Genomic DNA, 25,088 nt, shown 5'->3' on the forward strand with positions numbered 1-25,088 from the left:
ATTTTCTCAGGGCCGGTAAAGCCATGAACGAAAAAGAACAGCATTTATCTGATTTTGATTTTGAACTCCCGGAAAGCCTGATTGCGCAATTTCCGCTGAAAGATCGAGCTTCCTCGCGACTGCTTCACGTGCGGCCCAACGGTAGCCTTGAAGACCTTATTTTCAGAGATCTTCTGAACTTGGTTCGTGCCGGAGACGTTCTTATTTTTAACGACACCAAAGTTATTAAAGCCCGGCTCACCGGCCGCAAACAAACCGGCGGCTTTTTTGAAGCCATGACCGAACGTGTGATCGGTACGCACGAAGCTATCTCCATGATGCGCTCGAGCAAGCCTGCAAAGCCCGGAACTATTCTTTACTTTGACCATCCGGAAGGCGGTGAGCCTGCGGTTGCAGAAGTTCTCGGCCGAGAAGGAGAGTTCTTTAAGCTTCGCTATGAACGTCCGGTCCTTGAAGTTCTGGATGAATACGGCAAAGTTCCGCTTCCTCCCTACATTCAGCATGCGGCTGAGAAGTCCGATGAAACGCGTTATCAAACGGTTTACGCAAGCCATCCCGGCGCGGTAGCCGCGCCGACGGCCGGACTGCACTTTACGGAAGAGCTTCTGCAGCAGATTCGGGATAAAGGCTGTGAAGAAGTTTTTGTCACGCTTCACGTCGGTGCCGGAACTTTCCAGCCGGTGCGCGTAGAGAATCTGTCCGAACACGTGATGCACTCCGAGTGGTACACGATACCTGAGGAGACCGCCCGCAAAATCAACAAGGCAAAAGAAGAAGGCAGAAGAGTCATTTGTGTCGGAACAACGAGTCTTCGTACCGTTGAAGCGAGCGCTTCTTCAAATCCGGAAGGCAAAGTGGTTCCGGGAGCAGCGGAAACCCGACTCTTTATTACGCCCGGATATGAATTCAAAGTTTGTGACGCCATGGTCACGAACTTCCATCTTCCTAAATCAACATTGGTTATGCTCGTCAGTGCCCTTTGCGGTAGAGACGAAATTCTTAACGCTTACAAACATGCCGTTGAAGAAAAGTACAGATTCTTCAGCTACGGGGATGCATGTTTTCTCGAAAAAAAGGCTAACTCATGAGTCTGACTTTTAAACTTCATAAAAAAGAAGGGTCTGCGCGCAGAGCGGAAATCCATTTGAACCACGGCGTCGTTCAGACCCCTGTGTTCATGCCCGTCGGAACATACGGTACTGTTAAAGCGATGAGCCCTCTTGAGCTCAATGAAATCGGCACCCAGATTCTTTTGGGCAACACCTTTCATCTTTGGCTTCGTCCGGGACTGGATGTTATCGCCGAGCATGGCGGTCTTCACGGTTTTATGGGCTGGGACAAACCCATTCTTACCGACTCCGGAGGCTTCCAGGTCTTCTCTCTTGGGAAACTGAGAAAGATTACGGAAGAAGGCGTACGTTTTGCCTCTCCGATCAACGGTGAAAGATTGTTCCTCACACCTGAAGTTTCGATGGAAATTCAGAAGGTGCTGAATTCGGACATCGCTATGATTTTTGACGAATGCACGCCGTACGAGATCAACGGCGTACCCGCGACGGAAAAGCAGGCCGCAGATTCCATGCGGCTGTCTCTGAGGTGGGCAAAGCGTTCCAGAGAAGCGTTTGATCGTCTTGAAAACCCGAATGCGCTCTTTGGCATTGTTCAGGGCGGGATGTTCCAAAATCTTCGTGACGAGTCTCTCGCCGGGCTGAAGGACATCGGTTTTGACGGCTATGCGATCGGAGGTCTTTCTGTCGGCGAGCCGAAAGAAGAAATGATCAAGATTCTCGATCATATGAGCGGAATCATGCCGGAGGACAGACCTCGTTATCTGATGGGTGTCGGCACACCGGAAGATTTAGTGGAAGGCGTCAGCCGCGGTATCGACATGTTTGACTGCGTCATGCCGACCCGCAACGCCCGCAACGGCTGGCTATTCACACGCTACGGCGATGTGAAGCTTCGCAACGCCAAATACAAGCATGATCTGCGTCCGCTTGACGAGACCTGCGACTGCTACTGCTGCCGCAATTTCTCCCGAGCCTATCTGCATCATCTGCAGAAGGTCAATGAAATTCTTGGTGCCCGACTCAATACGATTCATAATCTGCACTACTATCTCAATCTGATGAAAGAGATTCGTGAGGCGCTTGATGAAGGCCGCTTTACACAGTGGCGTGAGCAGTTCTACAGAGATCGAGCCAGAGGAGTCGGTTAGGAATTTTCTTCATATTCAAATTAACTAAGTCCTCTATAATTAGTTAGATTTATATAAAACAAATCCCGCATATTTGTGATTTAACATTGGAGTATTAAATTGTTTATTTCTGAAGCATACGCTCAGGCTGCCGGCGGCGCGGTTGCGGCACCCGGAGGCCTTGAAAGCATGGCGTCCTCTTTCGGCATCATGATTCTGATCTTTGCCGTGTTCTGGTTCCTTTTGATCAGACCGCAGCAGAAACGCCAGAAAGAGCACAAGAAGATGATTGACGCTTTGACTGTCGGAGACGAAGTCATTACAGCGGGCGGTATCTGCGGCAAGATTCTTGCTGCCGATGAGAACTACATCAATCTTCAGATTGCCCAGGTTGAAGACAAGCCGGTTGCGATTACGTTCCAGCGTCTGGCCATTCAGGCAGTTCTTCCCAAAGGAACGGTTAAGTTTTAATTTCCGCGCCTAACGGATATGTCACGGCCGTCTCTGGAAAGGGGACGGTCGTTTTGTAGTTTTAACGAGATAGGCGAGAGAACCGCCAAAAATAGTTATGAATCGATACCCACTCTGGAAATATATTCTGATTGTGGTTGTGCTCGCGATCGCTGCGATCTATACGCTGCCGAATTTCTATGGTGAGTCGCCCGCAGTTCAGGTTAGTCCCGGAAAAGCAACGACAAAAGTTACTGAAAACACTCTGAAGAGTGTTGAAGATGCTCTGAAGGCGGCGAAAATTGAGCCGAACGGTGTTTTCTTTGAGCAGGGCGCTCAGCAGAATTCCATCCGCGTTCGCTTGGCTCCGACCGAAGGCGATCTTCAGCTTCGCTCCCGTGACATCATTGAAAAGCTTCTGAATCCCGATCCGGCCGATCCCGCTTATGTGGTCGCGCTGAATCTTGTACCGAATACGCCGCAGTGGCTGCTGAGCCTTAACGCTCTGCCGATGTACCTCGGTCTTGACCTTCGCGGCGGCGTGCACTTTTTGCTCGCTGTGGACATGAAGGCGGCTGTCACAAAGAGAATCGAAGCGGCCTCAGGCGAAGTCAGGACTGTCCTTCGTGATAAGAAGATTCGTCATACCGGTATCAATCGAGTCGGTGACACGCTTGAGATTTCTTTCCGCAATGCCGAAGACGAAGACAATGCGCTTGATATTCTGAGAAACCGCCAGTCTGATTTGACGTTTGCCAAGTCCGAACAGGCGGGCAAATACATGATCATCGGCGCGATGTCCCAGAAAGCTATGCAGGATGTACAGGAGTATGCGCTGAAGCAGAACGTCGCGACACTGCACAACCGAATCAATGAGCTTGGCGTAGCTGAACCCGTGATCGCGCAGCAGGGTGCCGACCGTATTGTTGTTCAGCTTCCGGGCGTACAGGATACCGCTAAGGCTAAAGACATTCTCGGCCGCACAGCAACGCTTGAAGTCAGAATGGTGGACGACAGTCCCGAAGCGCTTGCTCAGCTTGCGCAGGGTACGGTTCCTTTCGGAACTGAGCGTTATAAAGATCGTGAAGGCCGCGACATTTTAGTTAAACGTCAGGTCGTTCTGACCGGCGATAACCTGAATGACGCGCAGCCCGGTTTTGACAACCAGACTCAGGAACCGACGGTTAACCTGACTCTGGACAACAAGGGCGCACGCATTTTCAAAGACGTGACACGTGAGAACGTTGGCAAGCGCATGGCGATTATCCTTTTTGAAAAAGGTAAGGGCGAAGTTGTGACAGCTCCAGTAATTCGTCAGGAAATCGGCGGCGGCCGCGTTCAGATTTCCGGTCGTATGACTACGATTGAAGCAACTGATACCGCGCTGCTTTTAAGAGCCGGTTCTCTTGCCGCTCCGATGGAAATTATTGAAGAACGTCTGGTCGGCCCGAGCCTGGGTGCGGAAAACATTAAGGCGGGCTTCCGTTCCACTCTGTGGGGCTTCATTGCCGTGTCTGTCTTCATGGTCATTTACTACCGACTCTTCGGCTTGATCTCCGCGATCTCTCTGACCTGCAACCTTCTGCTTCTGGTCGCGATTCTGTCCATGCTGCAGGCGACACTGACGCTTCCGGGTATTGCCGCTATGGCGCTGACGCTTGGTATGGCGGTGGACGCGAACGTTCTGATTAACGAACGTATTCGTGAAGAGCTCCGAATAGGGCGAACGCCTCAGCAGGCGATCAGCGAGGGCTACGGAATGGCGTTCAACACGATTTTGGACTCCAACATCACCAGCTTAATCGCGGGTATCGCGCTTCTGATTTTCGGTTCCGGCCCGGTACGAGGCTTCGCTGTGGTTCACTGTTTGGGCATCATGACCTCTATCTTTACATCCGTCATGGTTTCCAGAGCTATTGTGAACCTGTACTACGGACGCCGCAGAAAGCTCACATCTCTTTCAATCGGACAAGTTTGGCGGCCTGATGCCGACGCACCTAAGGCAAAAGGAGCATAACTATGGAACTATTTAGAATCCACAAAACGATCCCGTTCATGAAGTATTCCAAGATTCTGAACGCGATCTCGTTTATTTCCTTCTTTATCGCGATTGGTTTGCTTGTTGTACGCGGCTTAGCTTTCTCGATTGAGTTCACCGGCGGTCTCGTAATGGAGGTCAACTATCCGAACGCAGTGCCTGTTCAGGAGCTGCGTGTGGAATTAGAAAAGGCTACCGGAGGAGAAGTACAGGTCGTGAACTTCGGAACGGCTCGGGACGCGCAGATTCGTCTGCCTTTGAAGAACGGGAAAACCTCTGCTCAGATGAGCGAAGAGGTTATGAACGTAATTCACAAGAGCGAACCTGATGCGCAGCTGCGCCGAACTGAGTTCGTCGGACCGCAGGTTGGCGAAGAGCTGGCGACGGACGGTCTGACAGCCCTGCTGTTAGTGATTGTCGGCATTATGGTTTATTTGGCCTTCCGCTTTGAATGGAAGTTCGCGGTTGCGGCCATTATCGCCAACATGCACGACGTCTTTCTGGTCCTTGGCGTGTTCTCACTGTTTCAGTGGGAGTTCTCGCTGCCGGTATTGGCGGCGGTTCTGGCGGTACTCGGATACTCGGTTAACGAGTCCGTGATTATTTTCGACCGCTGTCGAGAATGTTTCCGCAAGATCAGAAAGGGGACTCCGGTAGAAATCGTCAATACTGCGATTACGCAGACGATTTCCCGTACGGTCATTACGCACTCGTCCACGCTGATGGTGACTCTTTCCATGTTCTTCTTCGGCGGTCCTGCGCTGCATTATTTTGCGCTTGCGCTGACCATTGGTATTCTTCTTGGCGTTTATTCGTCCGTGTTTGTTTCTGCGGCGATTGCGCTTTATCTTGGTGTCAAGCGCGAAGATCTGATGAAGAAGGTCCGCAAAGATGAAATTACTGACATGGTTCCGTAATTCTTTTCAGTTTCTGTGAAAAGGGCTGAAAGTCGGCCCTTGAACATCTGAAATACCTGTAAATAATCGCCTCCAAGAGAGGCGATTATTTTTGATATTTAGAATCATCTTCTGCCTATAGGCTTGGCTGCGGACGTTCTCTGAAGATTGTTGGAAAAGGGCTGGTAACGGTTGGCGCAGAAGTAACGTGAACCGGGTCTTTCAGAACGTTGGAAGCGGCCAAACCCGCCCGGCATACTCCTCAAAAAGCTCGTACTCGTACTACAGGCTTCCGTGGTCTAACAAAGAAATAGGACGATGTTTAGAAGTAAGGCTTACACATGAGGACTTGATACCGAAATTGGTATAAAACATGCTTCAGCATGTACACAAGACAATAATTTAAAAAGCCCTCAACGCCGGGATAATCATAAAGACTGAGAGTTTGTTTTCGTCATGCTTGTTTTCTTATTTCCCAAAAGCGGCGGATTAACGGCCTCGCTCTCCCAAGAATATTTAACATAGGACAAAATTGTGGTGGAGCGGATGAAACGAGCATTTAGGTGGTATTTGTTTGCGGTGAAATGCATCGTGAACTTTCACGGCCGTGCCGGTCGTGAGGAAATATGGAGCTTTTTCATATTCCAAACCATATTCATGAGCCTGTGCGCGCTCGGGGATCTTCTGATCACCGGCTTTCCAATCCTGCTGCCCGCATACGCTGCGCTCACGGCGATTCCTACAATATTAGTGATGATCAGACGGCTCCATGACTGTAACTTATCAGGATGGTGGGTTATTCTTGCTATACTTCCCCCGTTTTGTTTCTTCGTCATGAGTTGGGCGCCTGATCCGTTCCAGCCTAATCTGTATGGGACAACGGAAAGACTGTCGCATGAAGAGAGGGCTGTTAAAACCCCGCCTCCCATCATTGACGGTGTTGAATACCTAACTAAGCCCGGTTTCACTCCTCAATTGCGCAGACAGCGTGATGAGGAACAATACGAGAAAGATTTGAAAAGCATTATCGGAACACAAGATAAAGGAGTAAATAAAGATGAAAGACAAAAAGGATAGAAAACACGACAAGAAGCATGACAAGAAGGGCTGCGGCAAGAAGATCAAATGCCTTGGCAAAAAGATCAGAAGACTCGAAGAGCAGGAGCAGTATGTATCCGCTTTGATCGGTCAGCTCCAGATCGTTGCTGATGAAATCAGAATGGAAAAAGAATTCCTGGAAGACAAGCTCACAAAGAAAAAGGCTGCAAAACATCCCCGTTTTTTCAAAGAGGTTGTTGAAGTAGAAGAAGAGAAGCCTCAGGCTTAATTCGCAAAAGAGCCTCGAGTTTCGGGGCATTTCTATTTATAAGTGAGCAAACACTTGCTTACCGTTTAATAAGATAGGCACGAACCGGTGATGCTTCGATGCCTTCCCATTTCAGCGGGACTGCGTGAAGTTCGTAAAGGCCGGCCTCGACGTCCTGCAGGCAGATGTTTTCTAGAATGCAGATGTCGTGCGAAAGCAGTGCATGGTGAGCTTCAAAGTGAATACTAACTTTCGGATCAATAGATGCGGTGGAAATGCCGATCAAACGGACATCATGCCCGGTCAGTTTGTTCGCAAGTTCCTTTGAGATACCGGCTTCAGGATGATTAGTTTTCAGTAGAATTCGCTGATAATTAAAAGCAGAAGCAGGCATATCTTGGATATTGATTAATTTTCCTGCCTGAGAGACATCTGCAATATACCCGACTTTAGGAGAATCTCGTAAATAAAAAAAGCCCTCATCCCTTGTGTTACTTAGGTTGAGGGCAGTTTAAGAATTATTCCTGCGTCATAATAAATCCAACCTCTTTAGAGCCGGAACAGCGCTGTTAAAGTCCGGGAACTTTGTCTTTAGACTTCTGGCAAGCTCATGTAAGGAACAGAACCTATTTGGCATTTTTAATCCGCAAGCCTCTAAGATCTCCGGTGTCTTCGATGTTTTTATCTTCCCGCTTTTAATCATTTCTACAAGTTCAGAAGTGCTTTGCCGCTCAAGACCTTTTCTGAGATTGCTGCATTGCTCTACAGTTGCAAAGACTGACCTTTCTTCACTTAGCAGTAGTGGGGCAACGTTTGCCTCTCGAAGACAAGTGGAGATTTCCTCAGCTGTCACGTGTACGGAACTTTTTTCAGCACGATTTTGTATAAGCCGGACAGTGATAAGCGCAAGGTAAACCAGCAGACAATGCGCAATGATGTGCTTTGAGTTAAACACATACATCGGGCGCAGACCGAGATTGGACTTCATAACCCTGAAGCAGTCCTCAATGCAGTTAAGACGATGATACATACCGGCGATTTCGGCATCTTTGAGGATCGGATTTTCTCTTTCAGAGACCACTCCGTCTTTGTCTGCTTGTATCGGCGATTCCTTATACACAACGGCAACATAACCGCATAGAGCCAGTTTGTTTTGCAAGACCTTTTCATCAATTCCAAGAATTGGCTGATCCTTGCCGTTTTCTGTTTTTGCCAAACAGGCCCAACCGGTTTTTCTCGGTCCGATTTTGACTCCCGCCTGTTTCTTCGCAAGAACGATTCCCTGCCAGAGTTTCAAGATGGCCTGATCACGCTTTTGTCGTTTTTTGTTAAACGTAAAGACTAATGTACAGTTGATTTTTGAACCGTTCCCACCCGATTTCTCCCAATCGGAGACCACTTGATAAAGATTGTCATCTGGAACTTCACTGTTTAGCGGCTGATAACGTGACCGGTCCAGCATCTTTTTCGTTAGCGTTTCACCGAGCTTGGTGACTTTTTGAGCCATCAGAAAGCCCATATTGTTCCCGTTCAGCATCGTTAAATTTTCAACCGAGTTCAGGCCTCTGTCAGCTACAACTACCGCTTCTTCAACATCGTATTTTTCTTTGAGTTTGCGGATTGATTCCGGCATTTTTGCAAACTCTGAGGCATTACCGGCATAAACCTGGAAATCCAGAGGAATGCCGTTTTGATCAATGACTAAAGCAATAGAGACAAGCGGTAAGTCAAAGCGATGTTCTTTTGAGGGTCCCCGCATTCTGAAATAGCGATACTTATCGTCCGTAAGCTTTTCAATGAACGCTGCCGGAAGATTCTCGACGATGACATTTCCTTCTCGATCAAGACAATCGACTGGAAGCTCTTCGCTTATAACAGCCTGCTTAACCGTATCGATTAAAACCTCCGCAAAGTCAGACCTCTCATAGTCCTTCTCTTTATCCGACATGGTGGTTTCGAAATAAGTGTTCGTTACGTCATAAAAGAGCAGACGAGTTCTTCCGGTACCGAAGGATTGATTCATCCGGCGATTGACCCACTTAATAATTTCTTCTTTGAGATCGAACAGGTAGGTATAGGCGTCATAACAATTGTCTAAAGTTATGTCTTTGATCGGGTCGCCTAAGTACTCGTCTTTTCGCCTAAAGGTTTTCTCAATAGAGCCCGGTTCAAGAATCTTTCCGGCCACCAAGTAACGGACCAGGCTGTTCAGATCAAACTTTAGCTTGCTTGTTTGCTGCACATACTTGAACTTTCGGTCTAAAGCCAGGTCTTCTTCCCAAATCTGTTTGACAGCAAAGTGCCCGTAATTAAGCAGCGGCAGAGGACTTTGAACACGAGATTGGTCCACTTGGAAGGCTAATGTTTCTTCAAGATCTTTTAGACGCTGCTTTTGCTGCAGCTCGAGTTTTTCTTTGTGCTGACCGTTGTACTTGGCTTTGAGTTTATTAACTGCTTCCGGATCCTCTTTCAGAAGAACATCGAGTCTTCCAAATGTTTTGACAACACGATTTCTTGTCTTGCCGTTTTCATCTCTATATCCCTCAAGCAGCTTGACGTATTTATATTTGCCGCCGGTAACGATACCGATAAACATAGTAGTCCCTCACAAAGAAATCACTACAACATTATAACATAGAAATAAAGTAAAAACAAGTGAAAAAATAAGAACCACGTGGGTTCTCGAAAAAATTTAGAGAATTATTCTCCTAAAGTCGGGTTAATTGTTTGAAAAATATACCAATAACTAATTGAATATAAATGAATATTAATATTATATCGAACAAATAACACGAATATTGGGGAATACCCGTTTTTTGACTGGGATATTTAACCAGTATCACCTAAAAATCATAAAACGTAAGATGGAGCTGTGGAATTGTGGATGTCTCATCATCGTTTGCTTTCCCATTTTGCTTCATCGAAGACAATGGACTGGATCTCCTCTTCACTTTATCCAGTTCGGCGTCTCCAAAAGGAGAACATCATGTTATTTAACTCTAGTTTTACTGCTGCCGCGATTGCGGCTGCAGCTACGCTTGCGGTGACTGGAGCTTTTGCCCAAGAGGGCGGCACCCCGCTGCCGCCTCCGAAGGTCAATGCGATCACACAGAAAGTATTGGACAACCCTGATTTAACAGAACCGACAAAAGGTATTCGTACCTTGCAGGACTACATCGTTCAGGAAAAAGAAATGTGGGAATTTCTTTTCCAGAACCATCCGATTTTTGCCACATACGGTAAAGACGGCAGAGTTGTCGGAACACCCGCTATCTCAACGCGCGGATCTGAATATTTAGGCGAAGGCAATGCACAGAAGTATTCATCGCATCAGCCGGGCAACCGCCCCATGGCGTCCCAGTATCGTCTCGGCCAGCGAAGCATTCTGGACTTCCCGAATAAATTCGTCGGTCCTGAAAAGTGCGGTGAATGTCATGCGATTCAGTACGAACGTTGGAAACGCTCCCGTCACGCTCAGACCGTCCGCTTCCCCGGAGAACATCCCGAAGTTGACAACGATCTGAAGAAAAAGCTTTATGGCTCTGACGCTTCCATCCTGCCTGACGGCATCACACCGGATGTGATTTACGCCACAATCGGTACGCCGCGTACTAAATACGGCTACATCGACGGATGGCTCGTCCGCGGTTCGTATCACGTCAGAGACGGTTTGCTCAAAGACGGAACCGGTAAGGTCGTCGCCGGCGGCAACCAGTTCTCTCGCGGCTGGGCTGAATGGCTGACGCCGGAAAGAGCAAAACAGATCCATGCCGTGATCCCGGACTTCCCGGTTGAACTGAAAGATTTCGGACCGTCTGCCTCTCATCAGTGGGGTATGACTTCCTACGGTTCGACTTACGAAGGCAAACTGCTCTTCCAGTCGGCAACATCCTACTGCGAAGTCTGCCACGCCTTTAAGTTTGACTTTAAGGATAAGAAGGAATTCTTCGCTGCTTTAGGCAATCCGAAAGAGCTCCAGAAACACACTATTTCCAAGGGCATCTCCTGCGAAGAATGTCACGGTGAAGGCGGCCACTTGGTCGGCAACACCAACAACATGAGCACAAACTGCGATCGCTGCCATCAGCGCCTGAACTTCATCGAAGACGAAGTTAATCGTCCCGATGCACAGGGCAAGCTCGAACGCGCGTTCAATGCTAAGACAAAATCTTCCTGCCCGTCCTGCGGTACAGAAGGTGCTCAGCTTTTCATGTCCAAGCACTACGAAAAAGGTATGCGCTGCGTGACATGCCACGATCCGCACGAAGTGACCAGCAACGATTGGAAGTCCGGCGTAACACGTCCGGCTATCCGTCAGAGCTGCCAAGACTGCCACACTGTACAGGCTGAAATGGTTGCGAATGCCGACACACACAGCAAGGTTGACTGTATCGCCTGCCATATGCCGTTCACGATGAGCTGCGAAAACTTCACAGCGATTCAGCGTCCTGATATGGCCGGTTTCGACGCTGTTCGCCGCTCTCACCTCTTCAAGATCGAAGTTGATCCTGAGAAGAAGATGATGAATCCGGCTCCGGGTCAGTCCCGCGCTTCCAACTCTAAGGGCTGGCGTATTGCCCGCGACGAAGAAGGTCACGGCTACGTTGACCTGATGTGGAGTTGCGCACGTACATCCATCGCTGACTTCACAGTCGTTGAAGGACAAGGCTGCCACAGCCCGTTCCAGTCCGAACTCGATCAGGGCCTGATCTATCAGGACCAGAAAGAGATTTACGGCGAAGTTATGAAGTGGCAGAACCCGATTAAGGAAGGCCATAAGAAGAATGTCGAAGCTCAGACTCGTATCAACAAGCTTCTTGAAGTGACGAAGCTGACGCCGGAACAGAGAACTGAAGCTATGCTTCTTCTTGACAAGGCTGCCGACATTATCAAACAGGTCGAAAAAGACGGTTCTTGGGGTGTCCATGCGTTCAATTACACGAAACAGCGTGTTGATACCGCCCAGGCTTACCTCACGAAAGCTCAGTCCATTATTGACCAAGGCGGTTACGTCAAGGCCTCTGCAGCTAAGTAGTAGTTAAGCACAGTGTTAAATGCGCTATGGGCTTCGGCCCATAGCCCAATCGAAGTAAAAATGATGAAATTGAAGTTAATTGGGGTGGTGTTCTCCTCTGCAATGCTCCTGTTCGCTCCTGCCGCTCACTGCGGCGGGGGAGAGGAGCTGGTTGAAGCACCCGTTTATGACGAGCTCCTTAACCAAATATCCATGCGCGAAGCAGAAATGCTCTGGCAGGCTGGAGTTCCGTTCTATGACGTTAATACCCTTGAAGTTTGGACAGAGGGATTCATTCCGGGCGCGATATTTTTCAACGTTCGTGATTGGAAAAAACTCCTTCCGGCCGATAAAGACAAAACCATTGTTTTCTATTGCGCTAACAAACTTTGTACTTCCAGTGAAATGGCTGCCCGAGAAGTGATGAAGCTTGGGTATACGGATGTTCGGCAGATGCCGGACGGCATTGACGGCTGGAAGCTTTCCGGCCGAAAAGTAGAAAAACCGTAAGTGCCTCTCATCATTGAAGCATCAAACTCATTTATGAAAGAAGTGATTATGTTGACCCTAGATAAAACATTACTGTCAGTCTCCCTAGCCTTTGCTCTTGCAGGAACGGCTTTTGCTCAACCGATGGACCAGGAGGCTAAAGAGTCTTACAGCTTAGGGGCCTCGGTAGGAAACTACTTATCCTCTCAGATCTACAAACAGACCGAGCTCGGAGCCTCCGTCAATATGGATCAGGTGATGGCCGGCCTGCAGGACGCGATGAAGAACAAGAGCAAACTCAGCGAGGATGAAATGCTTCAGGCCTTAAACACCCGCGCAGAGAAGCTCAATAAGCTCTTTACCGACAAACTGAATAAGATCAAAGAGACAAATAGAAAAGCGAGCAGCGACTATTTGGAAACCAATAAGTCTAGGAAGGGCGTCAAAGTAACGGCTTCCGGCCTTCAGTATGAAGTGCAGAAGGAAGGCGCCGGACCCCAGCCTAAAGAGGAAGACATCGTCACGGTGGATTATTCCGGCAGATTGATCGACGGAAAAGTCTTTACCAGCCCTGACGGGAAGGTTAGAGAAGAGAAGTTTGTCATGATGACGCTGATCCCCGCACTTAAAGAAGGTTTGACAATGATGAAAGAGGGATCGAGTTACACGTTCGTCGTCCCGGCCTCGTTAGCCTATGGTGAAGAAGGCGCCGGAGATATTCCGCCCGAATCAGCTCTTATCTTCGATGTAACACTGAAAAAGGTTGAAAAGCCGGGTGCGAATAAGGATGCAGCAATGCCTGCCGGCCATCCCAAGATGGCTTGGCCGCATGGCTAAGCATCATAACCGCACTATCCGAACCTAACGTTCGGAAACCGCTCCGCCTGGAGAGAGAAAGTTTAACTTCAAGCGGATTCGCTCGGCGAAATAAATTACGACAGATCTCAAATCTGTCATGGAGAATAACCGTGAGCTTACAAATCGACAGAAGAAAATTTCTAGCCGGTACGACTGCTGGATCGTTGTTCGTGCTCACCTTAGGCGGCTGCAAGCCGGAAGATAAAGGTTCTCCGCAAGCTGCGAAGTCCGGCGCCTCGGGCGCTAAGACCGGCAGCGGCGGAACAACCGCCAGACCGCACTATGCGATGGTCTTTGATCAGAACAAGTGCATAGGCTGCGGTTTGTGCAAGACAGCTTGCAATGAAGCCAACGACTTGCCTAAAGGGCGCTCGCGCCTGCTGCTGGAGCGGCAGAGTACGCACGTACCCGGCACGCCGTGTCCGCAGTGCGGAAAACTGGAAGGATGCGACTGCGAACGCATTTACGTTCGTGTTTCCTGTCAGCAGTGTCAGGATGCGCCCTGCGCACGCGTCTGTCCGACCGGTGCCGCACATGTGGACAGCAAGACCGGAATCGTTACGATGGACCCGGATCGCTGTGTCGGCTGCAAGTACTGTATTGCGGCTTGCCCTTACAACGTTCGCTTCATCAATGAAAAGACAAAAACAGCGGAAAACTGCGACTTTTGTCTTAAGACCAAACTGGCTAACGGCGAGGAACCGGCCTGTGTTCAGGCATGTCGTCACGGAGCTTTGTACTTCGGCGACTTAAATGATCCTCAGTCCATTATCAGTCGTCTGCTGCGTGTGAAGGATACCGTCCGCATTCGTCCGCATCTTGGTACCGAACCGAGTCTGCGCTACATCCCTGTAACTAAAGAAGGAGTCTAGTTATGGACTTTACAATCGGTTTGACAGAAGGTGTCGCATGGCCTTGGCCGATTGCGGTGTACCTTTTCCTCGCCGGTATTTCAGGCGGTGCCGTCGCAGTCGCGATCTGTATGAATCTGTTCCGAGGTGTCCATCAGGATACCCCGATCATGAAAGCAGCCAGTTTAATCGGCTTCGTCACGATCGTCCTCGGCATGATCTGTCTGGTTCTGGACCTTACCAATCCGCTGTTTTTCTGGCGAATTCTGGTCTACTACAACCCGACTTCCGTCATGAGTATCGGTGTCATGGCTCTGCTGTTTTACATTCCGCTGGTATTCGTCCTGATGCTTGTTTCACTGCGTCAGGAGATAACCTCCATCGGATGTCTGAAATGGCTTGACCCGACCATCGGTTTTCTGGCTAAGTTCCGTGTCGCGCTCGACTGGATCGTTCTGATTCTTGCGATCGCAATCTGCGCATACACAGGCTTCCTGATCTCCGCTCTGATCCGCTTCCCGCTGATCAACACCGCCGTTCTGCCCGCGCTCTTCGTCGCTTCTGGCTTCTCTGCCGGCTGCGCTGCGACCAAAGTGCTTGCCGCTTGGCTCTTCGGTGCTGATCGTCACGGTGAAGATCTTCATGCGCTCCACGCAGCTGAATGGCCGATTATGGCTGTTGAAGCAATGTGTCTGCTCATGATCATCATCGCTCTGGTAAGCGGTAACGAGGCCGCTAAGGCTGCCGCTTCGGCATTCTGCTTCGGCCTTTGGGCACAGGTCTTCTGGATCGGTGCTGTGGGTATCGGCTTCATCGTCCCGTTGGTTCTCAGCTTCTTCGGAAGCCGGAATTTCCGAGACAGTGCTGCCGTGTTCTACACCAGCGGTTTGGCGGCAATCTGCGGCATGATGTGCCTTCGCTTGTTCATCATCTACGCAGGCCAGATCAATTCGATCTAATGTTTTAACTCTGCTTCGGGTTTCTTCGGGAACCCGAAGCTTTTCTATCTCAAATTCTCAATTGCGGTTAAGATCCACTGAGAACACAGGATTTATATGTACCGACGCTTTTTCTTACTCACCGTTACCTCAGCAGTTTTATCGGGATGCTCTAAACAGTCGCCGGCTCCGGAATTGAAACCGCTTCCTTTTTCAAAACATGACCGCTGCCATATCTGCGGCATGGTTATCCTTAACTATCCTGGCGCAAAGGCTCAAATCTTTATCAAAAACGAAAAAGAGCCTCTAAAATTCTGCTCCGTAAAAGACGGATTTACCTTTATCCTCCAGCCGGAAAATGCACGACGCGCCGCGGCTTTCTTTGTCAGTGACTTCGGAAATTCAACAGAAGCACAGCTTCATGAAAAAATGCTTTCCGCCAAAGACGCCTTCTATGTCGCAGGATCCGATGTCCACGGCGCTATGGGTAAATCGATCCTCCCCTTTAAAACGAAGGATCAGGCGCAGGCCTTTATGCGCGAACACGGCGGAAAACTTCTCTCTTATACGCAGGTAACCCTTGAGGAAATCAAGGCGCTGAAAGGTCATTAATGAAGCGGTTGGTCCTCTGCGCTGCGGTCATCATGCTGTCGTTCTCGGCAGCTGCGGCCGATTTTTATGTTTCTTCCGCGCCGGAGCTTTCTCAGGCGCTTGCAGCCGCAGCCGACGGAGATAGGATTGTTCTGCGACCCGGCGAATACGCCGGAAACTTTGTTATTTCCAAAAAAATAAAACTCAAGGGCAGCCCCGGGGCCTTTATAGACGCTAAGGGGAAGGGTACTGCACTTTTAATTCGCTCTTCAGATGCTGAAGTCTCAGATCTGGGGATAAAAAATTTCGGTTCAGACCTTTATGAGCGAGACGCCGGAGTGCGCATCGATGAAGGCTTTAAAAATGTCCGGCTTCATCAATTAAATATTACAGGCCCCGGCTTTGGGGTCAGAGCCGATCGCACTGAGAATGTCACGGTTGAAAACTGTGAGATTCGCGGGGAGAGAAAAATGCATGTTCTGGACAGAGGTGACGGCGTTTATTTCAATTATGTCAAAAACGCTTCTCTCAGCGGCAATAAAGTTCTCTATACCCGTGACGGTTTCTATTTTGAAAATACCGACAATACGGACAGCCGCGGCAATAGTTTCGCCGGGCTTCAGTACGGTATTCATTATATGTTTACGCGCGGAGACCGCGCTCAGGACAATAAGGCAAGAGCCGTGATCGGCGGCTATGCGCTGATGAGTTCGGAACGAATTCGTCTGGAAAATTCCGAATCTCAGGGCGCGGTAGAGTTCGGAGTTCTGCTTAATGAAACCAAGGACAGCATTGTTCGGGGCAATAAGGCGGTGAAAACGCATAACCGACGGGGCAGGAGAGAGCTCGATACAGAGGGCAAAGGTCTATTCATATATGGAGCCGGCGCCAATATTGTCGAAAACAACACGTTTGAAGGCAATGACGTTGGAATCGGCATCGCACTCGGCGGAGAAGAAAGTACACTGACCCGAAATCGAATTATTAATAATCGGCTTCAGGTGCGTTATGTTGGCTCGTCTCGCTTGGAATGGAGCAGCGGCAAAATAGGCAATTATTGGAGCGGTTATCAGGGCTGGGATTTGAATAGGGACGGCATCGGAGATGTGCCGTATCAGCCGAACGATTCTTTAGATCGCCTTTTTTGGCTCTATCCGCAAATCCGCTTTCTCATGGAAAGTCCGCTGATTGTGCTGTTAAAGTTCATGACCGCAAAATTCGACTTTGATAAAGACAAAGGCGTCACAGACTCATATCCCCTGATCGTCGATCCCGATTCCGTATCAGCTGAAAGGGTGTCAAATGAACGCAGTTGAATGCAGAGATTTATTTTTTAACCGGGGCAAACGATCGGTGCTCAAGGGCATATCCCTGCAGATTGCGCCGGGTGAGCTGGTCGCGCTGATCGGCCCGAACGGCGCCGGCAAGTCGACATTGATCAAGCTGCTTTTAGGCCTTCTAAAACCGGCTTCTGGATCGGTTCGAATTTTTGAAAAGGAAGCCGGTTCTGATCCGCTCAACGTCGGCTATCTTCCTGAGAATGTTAGTTTTTACAGCGGAATGACATTTGAAGAGCACCTCTCATATTTTGCGTCACTGAAAGGCGTCGGCAGAGACAGGGTAGAGGAACTGATCAGCGTCTTAGGCCTGGAATGTGTCAGGAAGCAGACACTGAATCGAAGCTCAAAAGGTCAGAAGCAGCGTCTCGGCCTTGCACAGGCGATTCTCTCCAAGCCCGGTCTGCTGCTTTTGGATGAGCCGACGGTTGGGTTGGATCCGCAGGCGTCCGCCTTTATGTATCAGGAGCTGCATCGTCTTAAAGAGGCTGGATGCGCGGTTCTTGTCTGCACGCATGAGCTTCTGCTCGCGCAAGCCTATATGGATCGGGCTTTAATGATTTGCGGCGGTAAAAAAGCCGCTGAAGGTACGTGCAGAGAAATGATCCGGCAGAGCGGCTTGTCTGAAGAGACTGCTGAAATGTCGCTTTTGGATATTTACTGCCGAGTGCTGGACAAAGAGAACGGTAAAGAGGTTTTATGAAAGTACTGAGTTCAGCGCTTCTGGTTGCTGCAAAAGAATTTAGAGACTGTTGGCGTAATCTTTGGCTGATTACCGGAACGCTTCTTTTTGCCCTTCTCTCGCTCGGCATTGTGTTCGGAACCGCTGCGATCGGAGGAGATTTTTCTTTCAGGCCGATGACGGCGGTTTTAAATTCCCTTGTCTCTCTATCGGTCTTTCTGATTCCTTTGATCGCCATTCTGATCAGTTACGACGCTTTCGTCGGAGAAGCCGAGCAGGGGACGCTGCTTTTGCTCCTAACCTATCCGATCAGTCGAACATCTATTTTGCTTGGAAAACTGATCGGTCACAGCGCTGCGCTTTTTTTGTGCATCTTTTTGGGGTTCTCTGTGCTTTTGATTCTGACGGCTGCCAGACTACTTCCCTATGACTTCAGCGCACTGCTGAGGCACTTGGTCTTGTTGGCATTAAGCGGCTGGATGCTTGGCGTCATCTCGATTCTGCTCTCTTATTTAATCAGCATTCTCAGTCCGTTCAAAGCGTTTGCGCTGGGCATTCTTCTGGTGATCTGGCTCGCGCTTGTGATTTTTTACGATTTAGCTCTGCTGATTCTTGCGATTGCGGATGATTCTCTGACGCAAGGGGCGCTGAACTTCTTTATGGTTTTGAATCCTGCCAGTGCTTTCCGATTGCTCAATCAGGAATCGTTAGGTATCGTAACGACGTATATTGCCCCCGCTTATCTTGGGTTATATTTGCTGCTCTGCGCGGTGGCCTTATTTTTGGCCGATCGAATTAGTTTCGGAAGAAGGAGCCTGTGACAGATCGTCACCAATAGAAAGGATATACAAATGAAAATTGCAAAAGCACTTGTCGCTGCGGTTTGTCTGGCAGTTTCCGCGGCAGCCTGGTCACAGGCGATGCTTCAGGAAAAGGTCTACAACACCGGAGACGCGCTTAAAAAGCCGATGGTGATGACGCCTTTTACCGAATTTCAAAATGCCCGCAAAATTCCGGCGCTTGATTTATACACGCTTAGCGGCGAGCCAGTTGATCTCAGGAACTATCGCGGCAACGTTGTGATCCTGAATATTTGGGCGAGCTGGTGCGCACCCTGCATCAGAGAGATTCCCGCGATCACAAAGCTTCAGCAGGAGCTGAAGAATTCGAAGATAAAGATCATCGGAGTCTCTGTGGATGATTCCGTAACTGGTCTTCCGCGTTTTTTAAAGCGTAATAAGGTTTCTGATTTCATGACACTGGTTGACCCGAGGAAGACGGTTGATAATGTCATTCCTCTGACAGTTGTACCTACGAACTACATTCTGGACAGAGACGGAAATATGGTCGGTGTGCTGAGAGGCTATCTTCCCTGGGAGGATCCGGACGTTCTGACCTTCCTGAAGAAGCTCGAGGCGAAGTACGCTGATCCCGCAAAACTCGAAGAAAGCGGCAAACAGCAGTAAAGGATCTGAATTCCCGTTCATGTAAAAACAGGGCGGGAATTTTTATTTTCAGCTTCTGTTTAACGTTTTGAAACCTTGGCTCTGTCGGTGCGATCTCGGTGATCTTCCTACATTTACGGCTTCGCGTGTTCAGGCATTAGGGCCGGCTGAGTAGCCTGAGGCTATTTGAGGTTGAACTTACGCCTTGTTTCTTCTTTGTTTTTTGTATCATAGTTTTGGGGTAAACGCAGCAGGTGCGATGAGATAGTGCGCTTCGAGGCCCAACCCCAACTTTCCTTTCCTAGATTGTACAAATCGGGCAGGGAATTTTAATTTTCAACTTCTTCATAAGGTCCTCGTAACGTTTTGGTATCTTGTGCCAGAGGTATGTGACATGTCCCTCAGTGACGAACTTATTGATGGTTAATGCATTGAGTTCACTTATCAGGCGAGGTGCTCGCTCCGGATCAATGTCGGCGTCCTGAAGACGTTTATGCAGTATCAGGCTTAGAGTCAGACCTAAATACGTGATAAAGACTTTTCCTTCAAGAGCTCTTTCAGAATACCCCAGTCTTCTGCCGCTGCATCTGTCTTTGTAGTTATTAAACGATTTTTCAACAATGCCCTTTTGTCGGTAAATATTTAGAGCTTTGTCCGGATGCGCAATCCTGTCGGAACCAAGTAAGAAGAAGCCGCAGCTCTGGCAGAACTGAGTCCAAGCTGGAACATTAAATACGTATCTGTTCTTGCCGTCAGCTCCTTCCTCAGGGTTGAAAAATTGTCTGAAATACGGAGAGTTCGGAACTTCTCCATCTGTTAAACGCCGCTTAAAATCTTCGATCAATTGAGTCATGTTCATGACGCAGTCGGCTTCTCTTTCTTTGCTGTAATAGACATGGAGAAACAACTTATCTTGCTCGACACCGGAATGCCGCAGAATTTCGCGCATTGCACAAAAGCAGTTAACACTGCTCTTAAAGGCTGCGGGCAAACATAGTCTGAGGGAGCCGGCTTCTGCCTCAAAGGTTTGCTCAGCAATTTTCAAGTCAGAACGAAGCCCGCAGACAAAGCCGACGTGATTGCGGAACATCATCTGCAAATTTTGATCAGAGCAAAACTCTCTATCCGACACCAGGCTGATATCTTCCTCATCAATTTTGGCCGAGCGCGCAAACAGGTTCTTCAGTAAAACAACATCTGTGATAGAACTGTCCGGCACCTTGTAGTAAAGAGGCTCGGCTGTCTTCTCGTCGATCAGCAGCGCTAGCTTTAGCAGGGCCTCTTCGTTGTTGAGTCCGTGGGCTGCGTTATGAACTGTTTGCGAGAACGAGGATACCGAAGTGGCATCGAATACCCAGTAATTGTTTTTGCCCGATTCTTTATTAGAGGCAAGACGAAGCTGCAGGTATTGTTCGACTGAGGGTTGGTAATTGATGGATTCAAATAATTCGGAGATTCTCTGCGAAGGTATAACGGCAGCCGGATAGAGTGAGCTTTGAGCAATTACGTCGTAGTTAGACAAAGAGGTGTCCGGGTGGATAACAAAGAATATCGCTAAGGAAAGCAGCTCCTGCCAATGCTTTGGAAAGACGGTTTTTAAGGTTTGAGTTATTCCAGTTTGTATGGCAATTTGCTCTAATACATAGCTGGCTCCGGCGTTTAGTGTTTTTGTTCGATTTAAAACCATTTGAGCCGTCGACAGACTGACTTCCGGCATGCCAACCGGGCAGAGCTTGTTATCGGCAAAAGTTAGTTCGACATCCTTGTATTGAGGATTGTCTCGAAGAAATTTCCTCCCTAATTCCACCTTGCCGTCGATCAGACAGCCAAGGGTAATTCGGTGCTTGCTAAAAGAACGACGTTTAACCGGGTCCCATGCATTCTGAAATTGATACAGATAGTCTTTGCCCTTGATATTTACCTTGATGACATGCTCAATTGCCTGCGGAAGCATATGAAACCCTCCACTTGGATTAAATGATCATAATCGGTTAAATAGACAAAGATAATGTTCAATGCCCGATTTGCGGGCGTTTGGGGCACTGTATACGGCCTACTTATGATCGGTTTTTCAGGGATTCAGTAAAGAGAAAGCCCGCCGAGAAGCGGGCTTTACATACGGGAGAGCTGATTATTCGTCCGGATAACCGTTCGGATTCATCATCTGCCAGCGCCAGGTGTCTTCGCACATCTTTTCAATGCCGCGTTTGGCCGTCCAGCCGAGAAGTTCGTGCGCTAAGGTCGGATTCGTCCAATAGGCTGCTTTGTCTCCAGGGCGTCTCGGACAGATTTCATAAGGGATATTGCGTCCGCTCATTTTTTCAAACGCTTTGACGAGCTCTAAAACCGTTGTATTGCTGCCGGTGCCGAGATTTACCGTAATTAGCTGAGGCTTGTGATTCAGAACTCTGAGCGCATCGAGGTGACCGTCCGCAAGGTCTTCCACGTGAATATAATCGCGGGCGCCGGTACCGTCTCGGGTCTCGTAATCATTGCCGAAAACCTTCAGACAGGGTCTGCGGCCGACTGCGACCTGAGAAATAAAGGGCATCAGATTGTTAGGGATGCCGTTCGGATCTTCTCCGATCAGACCGGATTCGTGCGCACCTACCGGATTGAAGTACCGAAGAATCGCGATCGACCAATCCGGCTCTGCTCTGAAGAGCTTTCTAAGCACTTCTTCAATCATCCATTTGCTCAGACCGTAGTTGTTGATCGGAGCAAGCGGCGTGGATTCGTCAAATTCATCGTACCCCGGATCGCCGTATACAGTCGCGGAAGAAGAAAAGATGAATTCTTTCACGTTGAACTTCTTCATGACGCGAAGCAGAACAATGGTGCCTTCGACGTTATATGAGAAGTAGAGCAGGGGGTCGCTCTCAGATTCTCCGACTGCCTTTCGCCCAGCGAAATTGATGACGGAGTCAATCTTGTATTGGGTGAAAAGATCTTCAAGGGCTTTCTCGTCACGAATGTCTCCGACAACAAGCGGAGGACGCTTGCCGGTGATTTTTTCGATTCGATCGAGAACAGTACGCTTCGAATTGCTGAAGTTGTCAAAAATCACGGGCGAATACCCCGCCTCAATCAGTTTGACGACCATGTGGGATCCGATGTAGCCGGTTCCGCCTGTAACTAGGATATAGCTCATATGCTCAGAAAAAGAGAAAGACCACCGAAGTGGTCTCTCGGTTTAGGAAGGATTATTTATCGAGGGCGTCGAAAATACGGCGGCTGATTTCTTTGACATCACCGACGCCGTCAATGCGGACATATTTGGTGTTGTCTTTGCCTTCTTCAGCGGCTTTCTTATAGAAGCCGACAAGCGCTTCAGTCTGATCGTGATAAACGCGAAGGCGTTTTTTAACGGTTTCTTCGCTATCATCAGGACGCTGAACTAAATTTTCACCGGTGACGTCGTCTTTTCCGGGAACTTTCGGCGGATTGTAGACAACGTGATAGGTACGGCCGGAAGCGATGTGGACGCGTCTGCCGCTCATGCGTTCAAGAATGACTTCATCGGGAACTGCGATTTCGACAACATAATCGATCGGAATTCCGGCTTTAACCAGAGCTTCGGCCTGCGGAATAGTGCGGGGGAAGCCGTCAAAAAGGAAGCCGTTCTTGCAGTCGGGCTCCAGCAGTCTTTCTTTGACAAGACCGATGATGATATCGTCGCTGACGAGTTCTCCGGCGTCCATAATCTTCTTAGCAGCCAGGCCAAGAGGAGTACCGGCTTTTACCGCGGCGCGGAGCATGTCCCCGGTCGAAATCTGGGGAATTCCATAGTGTTCTTTAATGAGGGCTGCCTGTGTCCCTTTACCGGCTCCCGGGGCTCCGAGAAGAATCAAACGCATGTGTGCCTCCGAATATATATAGTGTGGTTGGGTCTAAAGATACCATTTTGGACTGATGTCCTTAAGATTTCAAGAGACTTGGGTTAAAAGCAATCGGTGTCAGCTGTTAAATTCCTTAGCGGCGCAGAAAGCTCGGACCCTTTCGAGGTCCTCAGCGGTATCAACGCCCGGAGGAATTTCATCATTGAATACAGACACCGCGATCTTGTAGTCATTCCAAATCGCGCGAAGCTGCTCGAGACTTTCAAAGGCCTCCAGAGGAGACTTCGGAAGTGTCGGGTAGCTCTTCAGGAATCCGCATCGGTAACTGTAGATGCCGACATGTCTCAAACCGAGGTCTTGGGGCAGAACTTCTTGTTTTTTTGCGAATTCATCGCGTGCCCACGGAATCGGCGCTCTGCTGAAGTAAATCGCCCGGTTGTTCTTATCGAGAATCAGCTTGACGACGTTCGGATTAAAGAATTCCTCGGAACTTTTGATGCGGATCGCGGCCGTTCCCATGACGCTCTGCGCGTCATTAACCAAGAGGTCGGCAGCCGCAGAAATGATATTGGGCGGGATGAGCGGTTCATCGCCCTGAACGTTCACAATGATTTCATTGTCCGGAATACCGCTTTTCTCTGCGGCTTCGCAGATGCGGTCGGTTCCGCAGGCATGATCCTTGCGTGTGAGGACTGCCTGAACACCGAATTTTTGACAGCACTGAAGGATGCTTTCATCGTCCACAGCGCAGATCACGCGGGAAGCTCCGCTTTTGAGCGCTTGTCTGGCAACGTGCACGATCATGGGTACGCCGCAGAGGTCTGCGAGCGGTTTATTCGGAAGCCGAGTGCTTTTTAAGCGCGCGGGAATAATGACGGTAAAACTCATTTCTTCTCCAGTTTTTCAACTTCTTCCTCAGTCATATCGCGCGCTTCGCTCGGAACCATCGCAGGGATGTCGTCGACAACGGGAAACGCCTTTAAGTCGCTTTTGCAGTAGAACTCTTTTTTGTCTTTGTTCCAGCGAAGAGGTCCTTTGCAAATCGGACAGACCAAAATTTCTGTAATTTTCGGATCCATTTGAATCTACCGGTTAGTGGTTATTTGTTTTGTAACGTTCGGAAGCAGCCGTGATTTTCTTTTCAATAAAATCAACGAGGAATTTATCCAGCTGCGTTTCTAAAGGAACGACATAAATTCGTTCATCATTTTTGATTTCCGGATGCTTTCTGCACTTCACAGCATCTTTCTCAGTAATAAAAATGAGATCAGCCTTGCTTTCAGCAAAAGGATTTTTTGTGAAGCTGTAATGATCGGGCAGAGGAATCGGGTTGATTTCAAGGTCGTGCGCGCGAAGCATTGAGAAGAACCTGTCCGGAACGGCAATACCCGCCATCGCGTCCGCTTTCAGCTGTTTTTTTGCCTGCATGCGCGCAAGCGTATCCAAAGTAATCTTTTCCCCGCTCGCATAATTGATCGCGTCGGAAAAGCCGCTTGTTGCGGCGTAGCGAGGCGTAGATGAAGTCACAACATCTTCGGTGGCGTTAAGCACAATGGCGTCAACTTCGTCAAGCCGAGCAGGTCTTTCGCGAAGCGGTCCGGCAGGAAGCACCCAGCCGTTGCCTAAACCGCGAGCGCCGATGACAGCGAGCTCGACATCTCTGCCAAGTTCATAATGCTGCAGACCGTCGTCACTGATGAGTACGTTGACAAGCGGGTATTCTGCCAACAGGGATTTGGCGGCATCAACACGCTTTTTGCATACGAAGGTCGGAGCTCCGGTGGATTTTTTGATGAGCAGCGGTTCATCGCCGACGATGTCGGGATTACTGTTTTCCTCAACTTCGACAGGAGCGTCGGCGGCCCCTTTGTAGCCGCGTGAAATGACGCCGGGATTCCATCCTCTTTCCCGAAGAGCGCGAACAAGAGATATGGTTACGGGTGTTTTGCCGGTTCCGCCGACATAAATATTCCCAACCACAACAACCGGGACGCCGACATTCGTGACTTTAGCGTTTTTGCGCCGACGGCTCGAAGCCCACATAAAAACCGCAGAAGCGGGAAGCAGGAGCCAGGAAATTATTCCGCGCTTATCCCACTGTTTATGCAGGAGTGTTTCTAGTTGTACGTTCATTAGACAAGAAGAAAAAATAAAGTT

General features: G+C 49.1%; 25 protein-coding genes. 17 read left to right on the plus strand and 8 right to left on the minus strand.

The features are described from left to right. Positions 1-23 precede the first annotated feature (23 nt). The 7 genes from queA to AC6I1F_RS02770 all read left to right on the plus strand — a co-directional run bounded on the left by queA (position 24) and on the right by AC6I1F_RS02770 (position 6,908). On the plus strand, positions 24-1,088 hold the full coding sequence (gene queA, locus AC6I1F_RS02740) for a tRNA preQ1(34) S-adenosylmethionine ribosyltransferase-isomerase QueA (RefSeq protein WP_290432678.1): 1,065 nt from the start codon (positions 24-26) through the stop codon (positions 1,086-1,088). Further along, positions 1,085-2,218 carry a tRNA guanosine(34) transglycosylase Tgt gene (tgt, locus tag AC6I1F_RS02745; protein ID WP_160334416.1) on the plus strand — a complete coding sequence of 378 codons (1,134 nt, stop codon included), beginning with the start codon at positions 1,085-1,087 and terminating at the stop codon, positions 2,216-2,218. Before queA ends, tgt begins: the two co-directional genes overlap by 4 nt. Before the next feature lie 99 nt (positions 2,219-2,317). After that, positions 2,318-2,668, plus strand: coding sequence for a preprotein translocase subunit YajC (yajC, locus tag AC6I1F_RS02750; RefSeq protein WP_160334415.1), 351 nt, complete (start codon positions 2,318-2,320; stop codon positions 2,666-2,668). A 97-nt stretch (positions 2,669-2,765) separates the two neighbouring features. Next, on the plus strand, positions 2,766-4,664 hold the full coding sequence (secD, locus tag AC6I1F_RS02755; protein WP_290432679.1) for a protein translocase subunit SecD: 1,899 nt from the start codon (positions 2,766-2,768) through the stop codon (positions 4,662-4,664). A gap of 2 nt (positions 4,665-4,666) precedes the next feature. Further along, complete coding sequence (gene secF, locus AC6I1F_RS02760) at positions 4,667-5,602, plus strand: protein translocase subunit SecF (RefSeq protein ID WP_160334413.1); 936 nt, start codon at positions 4,667-4,669, stop codon at positions 5,600-5,602. Between the two features lie 525 nt (positions 5,603-6,127). Continuing rightward, positions 6,128-6,658: a DUF805 domain-containing protein gene (locus AC6I1F_RS02765; protein WP_160334412.1), complete on the plus strand. Its 531-nt coding sequence runs from the start codon at positions 6,128-6,130 to the stop codon at positions 6,656-6,658. Further along, positions 6,639-6,908 carry a hypothetical protein gene (locus AC6I1F_RS02770; RefSeq protein WP_160334411.1) on the plus strand — a complete coding sequence of 90 codons (270 nt, stop codon included), beginning with the start codon at positions 6,639-6,641 and terminating at the stop codon, positions 6,906-6,908. The genes AC6I1F_RS02765 and AC6I1F_RS02770 overlap by 20 nt, the downstream gene beginning before the upstream one ends. Before the next feature lie 58 nt (positions 6,909-6,966). Here AC6I1F_RS02770 and AC6I1F_RS02775 read toward each other — a convergent pair whose 3' ends face one another. Both AC6I1F_RS02775 and AC6I1F_RS02780 read right to left on the minus strand, forming a co-directional pair. Continuing rightward, on the minus strand, positions 6,967-7,281 hold the full coding sequence (locus AC6I1F_RS02775) for a cyclase family protein (RefSeq protein ID WP_497801594.1): 315 nt from the start codon (positions 7,279-7,281) through the stop codon (positions 6,967-6,969). 135 nt (positions 7,282-7,416) lie between these two features. Beyond that, on the minus strand, positions 7,417-9,483 hold the full coding sequence (locus AC6I1F_RS02780; protein WP_497801595.1) for an IS1634 family transposase: 2,067 nt from the start codon (positions 9,481-9,483) through the stop codon (positions 7,417-7,419). Between the two features lie 390 nt (positions 9,484-9,873). On the opposite strand from AC6I1F_RS02780, the gene AC6I1F_RS02785 reads away from it, so the two are divergent. The 10 genes from AC6I1F_RS02785 (at position 9,874) to AC6I1F_RS02830 (ending at position 19,113) form a co-directional block, all read left to right on the plus strand. Next, on the plus strand, positions 9,874-11,922 hold the full coding sequence (locus AC6I1F_RS02785) for a multiheme c-type cytochrome (protein WP_160334938.1): 2,049 nt from the start codon (positions 9,874-9,876) through the stop codon (positions 11,920-11,922). A 63-nt stretch (positions 11,923-11,985) separates the two neighbouring features. Further along, positions 11,986-12,411 carry a rhodanese-like domain-containing protein gene (locus tag AC6I1F_RS02790; RefSeq protein WP_160334939.1) on the plus strand — a complete coding sequence of 142 codons (426 nt, stop codon included), beginning with the start codon at positions 11,986-11,988 and terminating at the stop codon, positions 12,409-12,411. A gap of 48 nt (positions 12,412-12,459) precedes the next feature. Beyond that, positions 12,460-13,227, plus strand: coding sequence for an FKBP-type peptidyl-prolyl cis-trans isomerase N-terminal domain-containing protein (locus AC6I1F_RS02795; RefSeq protein WP_288319305.1), 768 nt, complete (start codon positions 12,460-12,462; stop codon positions 13,225-13,227). Positions 13,228-13,358: 131 nt separating this feature from the next. Beyond that, complete coding sequence (locus AC6I1F_RS02800) at positions 13,359-14,120, plus strand: 4Fe-4S dicluster domain-containing protein (RefSeq protein WP_160334941.1); 762 nt, start codon at positions 13,359-13,361, stop codon at positions 14,118-14,120. A 2-nt stretch (positions 14,121-14,122) separates the two neighbouring features. Then, positions 14,123-15,058 carry an NrfD/PsrC family molybdoenzyme membrane anchor subunit gene (gene nrfD / locus AC6I1F_RS02805; RefSeq protein WP_160334942.1) on the plus strand — a complete coding sequence of 312 codons (936 nt, stop codon included), beginning with the start codon at positions 14,123-14,125 and terminating at the stop codon, positions 15,056-15,058. Positions 15,059-15,232: 174 nt separating this feature from the next. Next, positions 15,233-15,649, plus strand: coding sequence for a nitrous oxide reductase accessory protein NosL (locus AC6I1F_RS02810; protein ID WP_251450632.1), 417 nt, complete (start codon positions 15,233-15,235; stop codon positions 15,647-15,649). Further along, complete coding sequence (gene nosD, locus AC6I1F_RS02815) at positions 15,649-16,944, plus strand: nitrous oxide reductase family maturation protein NosD (protein ID WP_160334944.1); 1,296 nt, start codon at positions 15,649-15,651, stop codon at positions 16,942-16,944. Before AC6I1F_RS02810 ends, nosD begins: the two co-directional genes overlap by 1 nt. Then, positions 16,931-17,668 carry an ABC transporter ATP-binding protein gene (locus AC6I1F_RS02820; protein WP_160334945.1) on the plus strand — a complete coding sequence of 246 codons (738 nt, stop codon included), beginning with the start codon at positions 16,931-16,933 and terminating at the stop codon, positions 17,666-17,668. The genes nosD and AC6I1F_RS02820 overlap by 14 nt, the downstream gene beginning before the upstream one ends. Beyond that, positions 17,665-18,468: an ABC transporter permease subunit gene (locus AC6I1F_RS02825; protein WP_160334946.1), complete on the plus strand. Its 804-nt coding sequence runs from the start codon at positions 17,665-17,667 to the stop codon at positions 18,466-18,468. Before AC6I1F_RS02820 ends, AC6I1F_RS02825 begins: the two co-directional genes overlap by 4 nt. 30 nt (positions 18,469-18,498) lie before the next feature. After that, positions 18,499-19,113 carry a TlpA family protein disulfide reductase gene (locus AC6I1F_RS02830; protein ID WP_160334947.1) on the plus strand — a complete coding sequence of 205 codons (615 nt, stop codon included), beginning with the start codon at positions 18,499-18,501 and terminating at the stop codon, positions 19,111-19,113. A 280-nt stretch (positions 19,114-19,393) separates the two neighbouring features. On the opposite strand, the gene AC6I1F_RS02835 is transcribed toward AC6I1F_RS02830, so the two are convergent. The 6 genes from AC6I1F_RS02835 to lpxK all read right to left on the minus strand — a co-directional run bounded on the left by AC6I1F_RS02835 (position 19,394) and on the right by lpxK (position 25,064). Then, positions 19,394-21,046, minus strand: a complete 1,653-nt coding sequence (locus tag AC6I1F_RS02835; RefSeq protein WP_160334948.1) for an IS1634 family transposase — start codon at positions 21,044-21,046, stop codon at positions 19,394-19,396. A 177-nt stretch (positions 21,047-21,223) separates the two neighbouring features. Next, positions 21,224-22,243, minus strand: coding sequence for a UDP-glucose 4-epimerase GalE (gene galE, locus AC6I1F_RS02840; protein ID WP_160334949.1), 1,020 nt, complete (start codon positions 22,241-22,243; stop codon positions 21,224-21,226). Between the two features lie 52 nt (positions 22,244-22,295). Further along, positions 22,296-22,949 carry an adenylate kinase gene (adk, locus tag AC6I1F_RS02845; protein WP_160334950.1) on the minus strand — a complete coding sequence of 218 codons (654 nt, stop codon included), beginning with the start codon at positions 22,947-22,949 and terminating at the stop codon, positions 22,296-22,298. A 99-nt stretch (positions 22,950-23,048) separates the two neighbouring features. Continuing rightward, complete coding sequence (kdsB, locus tag AC6I1F_RS02850) at positions 23,049-23,819, minus strand: 3-deoxy-manno-octulosonate cytidylyltransferase (protein ID WP_497801596.1); 771 nt, start codon at positions 23,817-23,819, stop codon at positions 23,049-23,051. Further along, positions 23,816-24,010: a Trm112 family protein gene (locus AC6I1F_RS02855; RefSeq protein ID WP_202074548.1), complete on the minus strand. Its 195-nt coding sequence runs from the start codon at positions 24,008-24,010 to the stop codon at positions 23,816-23,818. Before AC6I1F_RS02855 ends, kdsB begins: the two co-directional genes overlap by 4 nt. 13 nt (positions 24,011-24,023) lie before the next feature. Next, complete coding sequence (gene lpxK, locus AC6I1F_RS02860) at positions 24,024-25,064, minus strand: tetraacyldisaccharide 4'-kinase (protein WP_160334952.1); 1,041 nt, start codon at positions 25,062-25,064, stop codon at positions 24,024-24,026. Between the last annotated feature and the right edge of the window lie 24 nt (positions 25,065-25,088).

The organism is Parasutterella sp. St.1A3 (assembly GCF_059728705.1).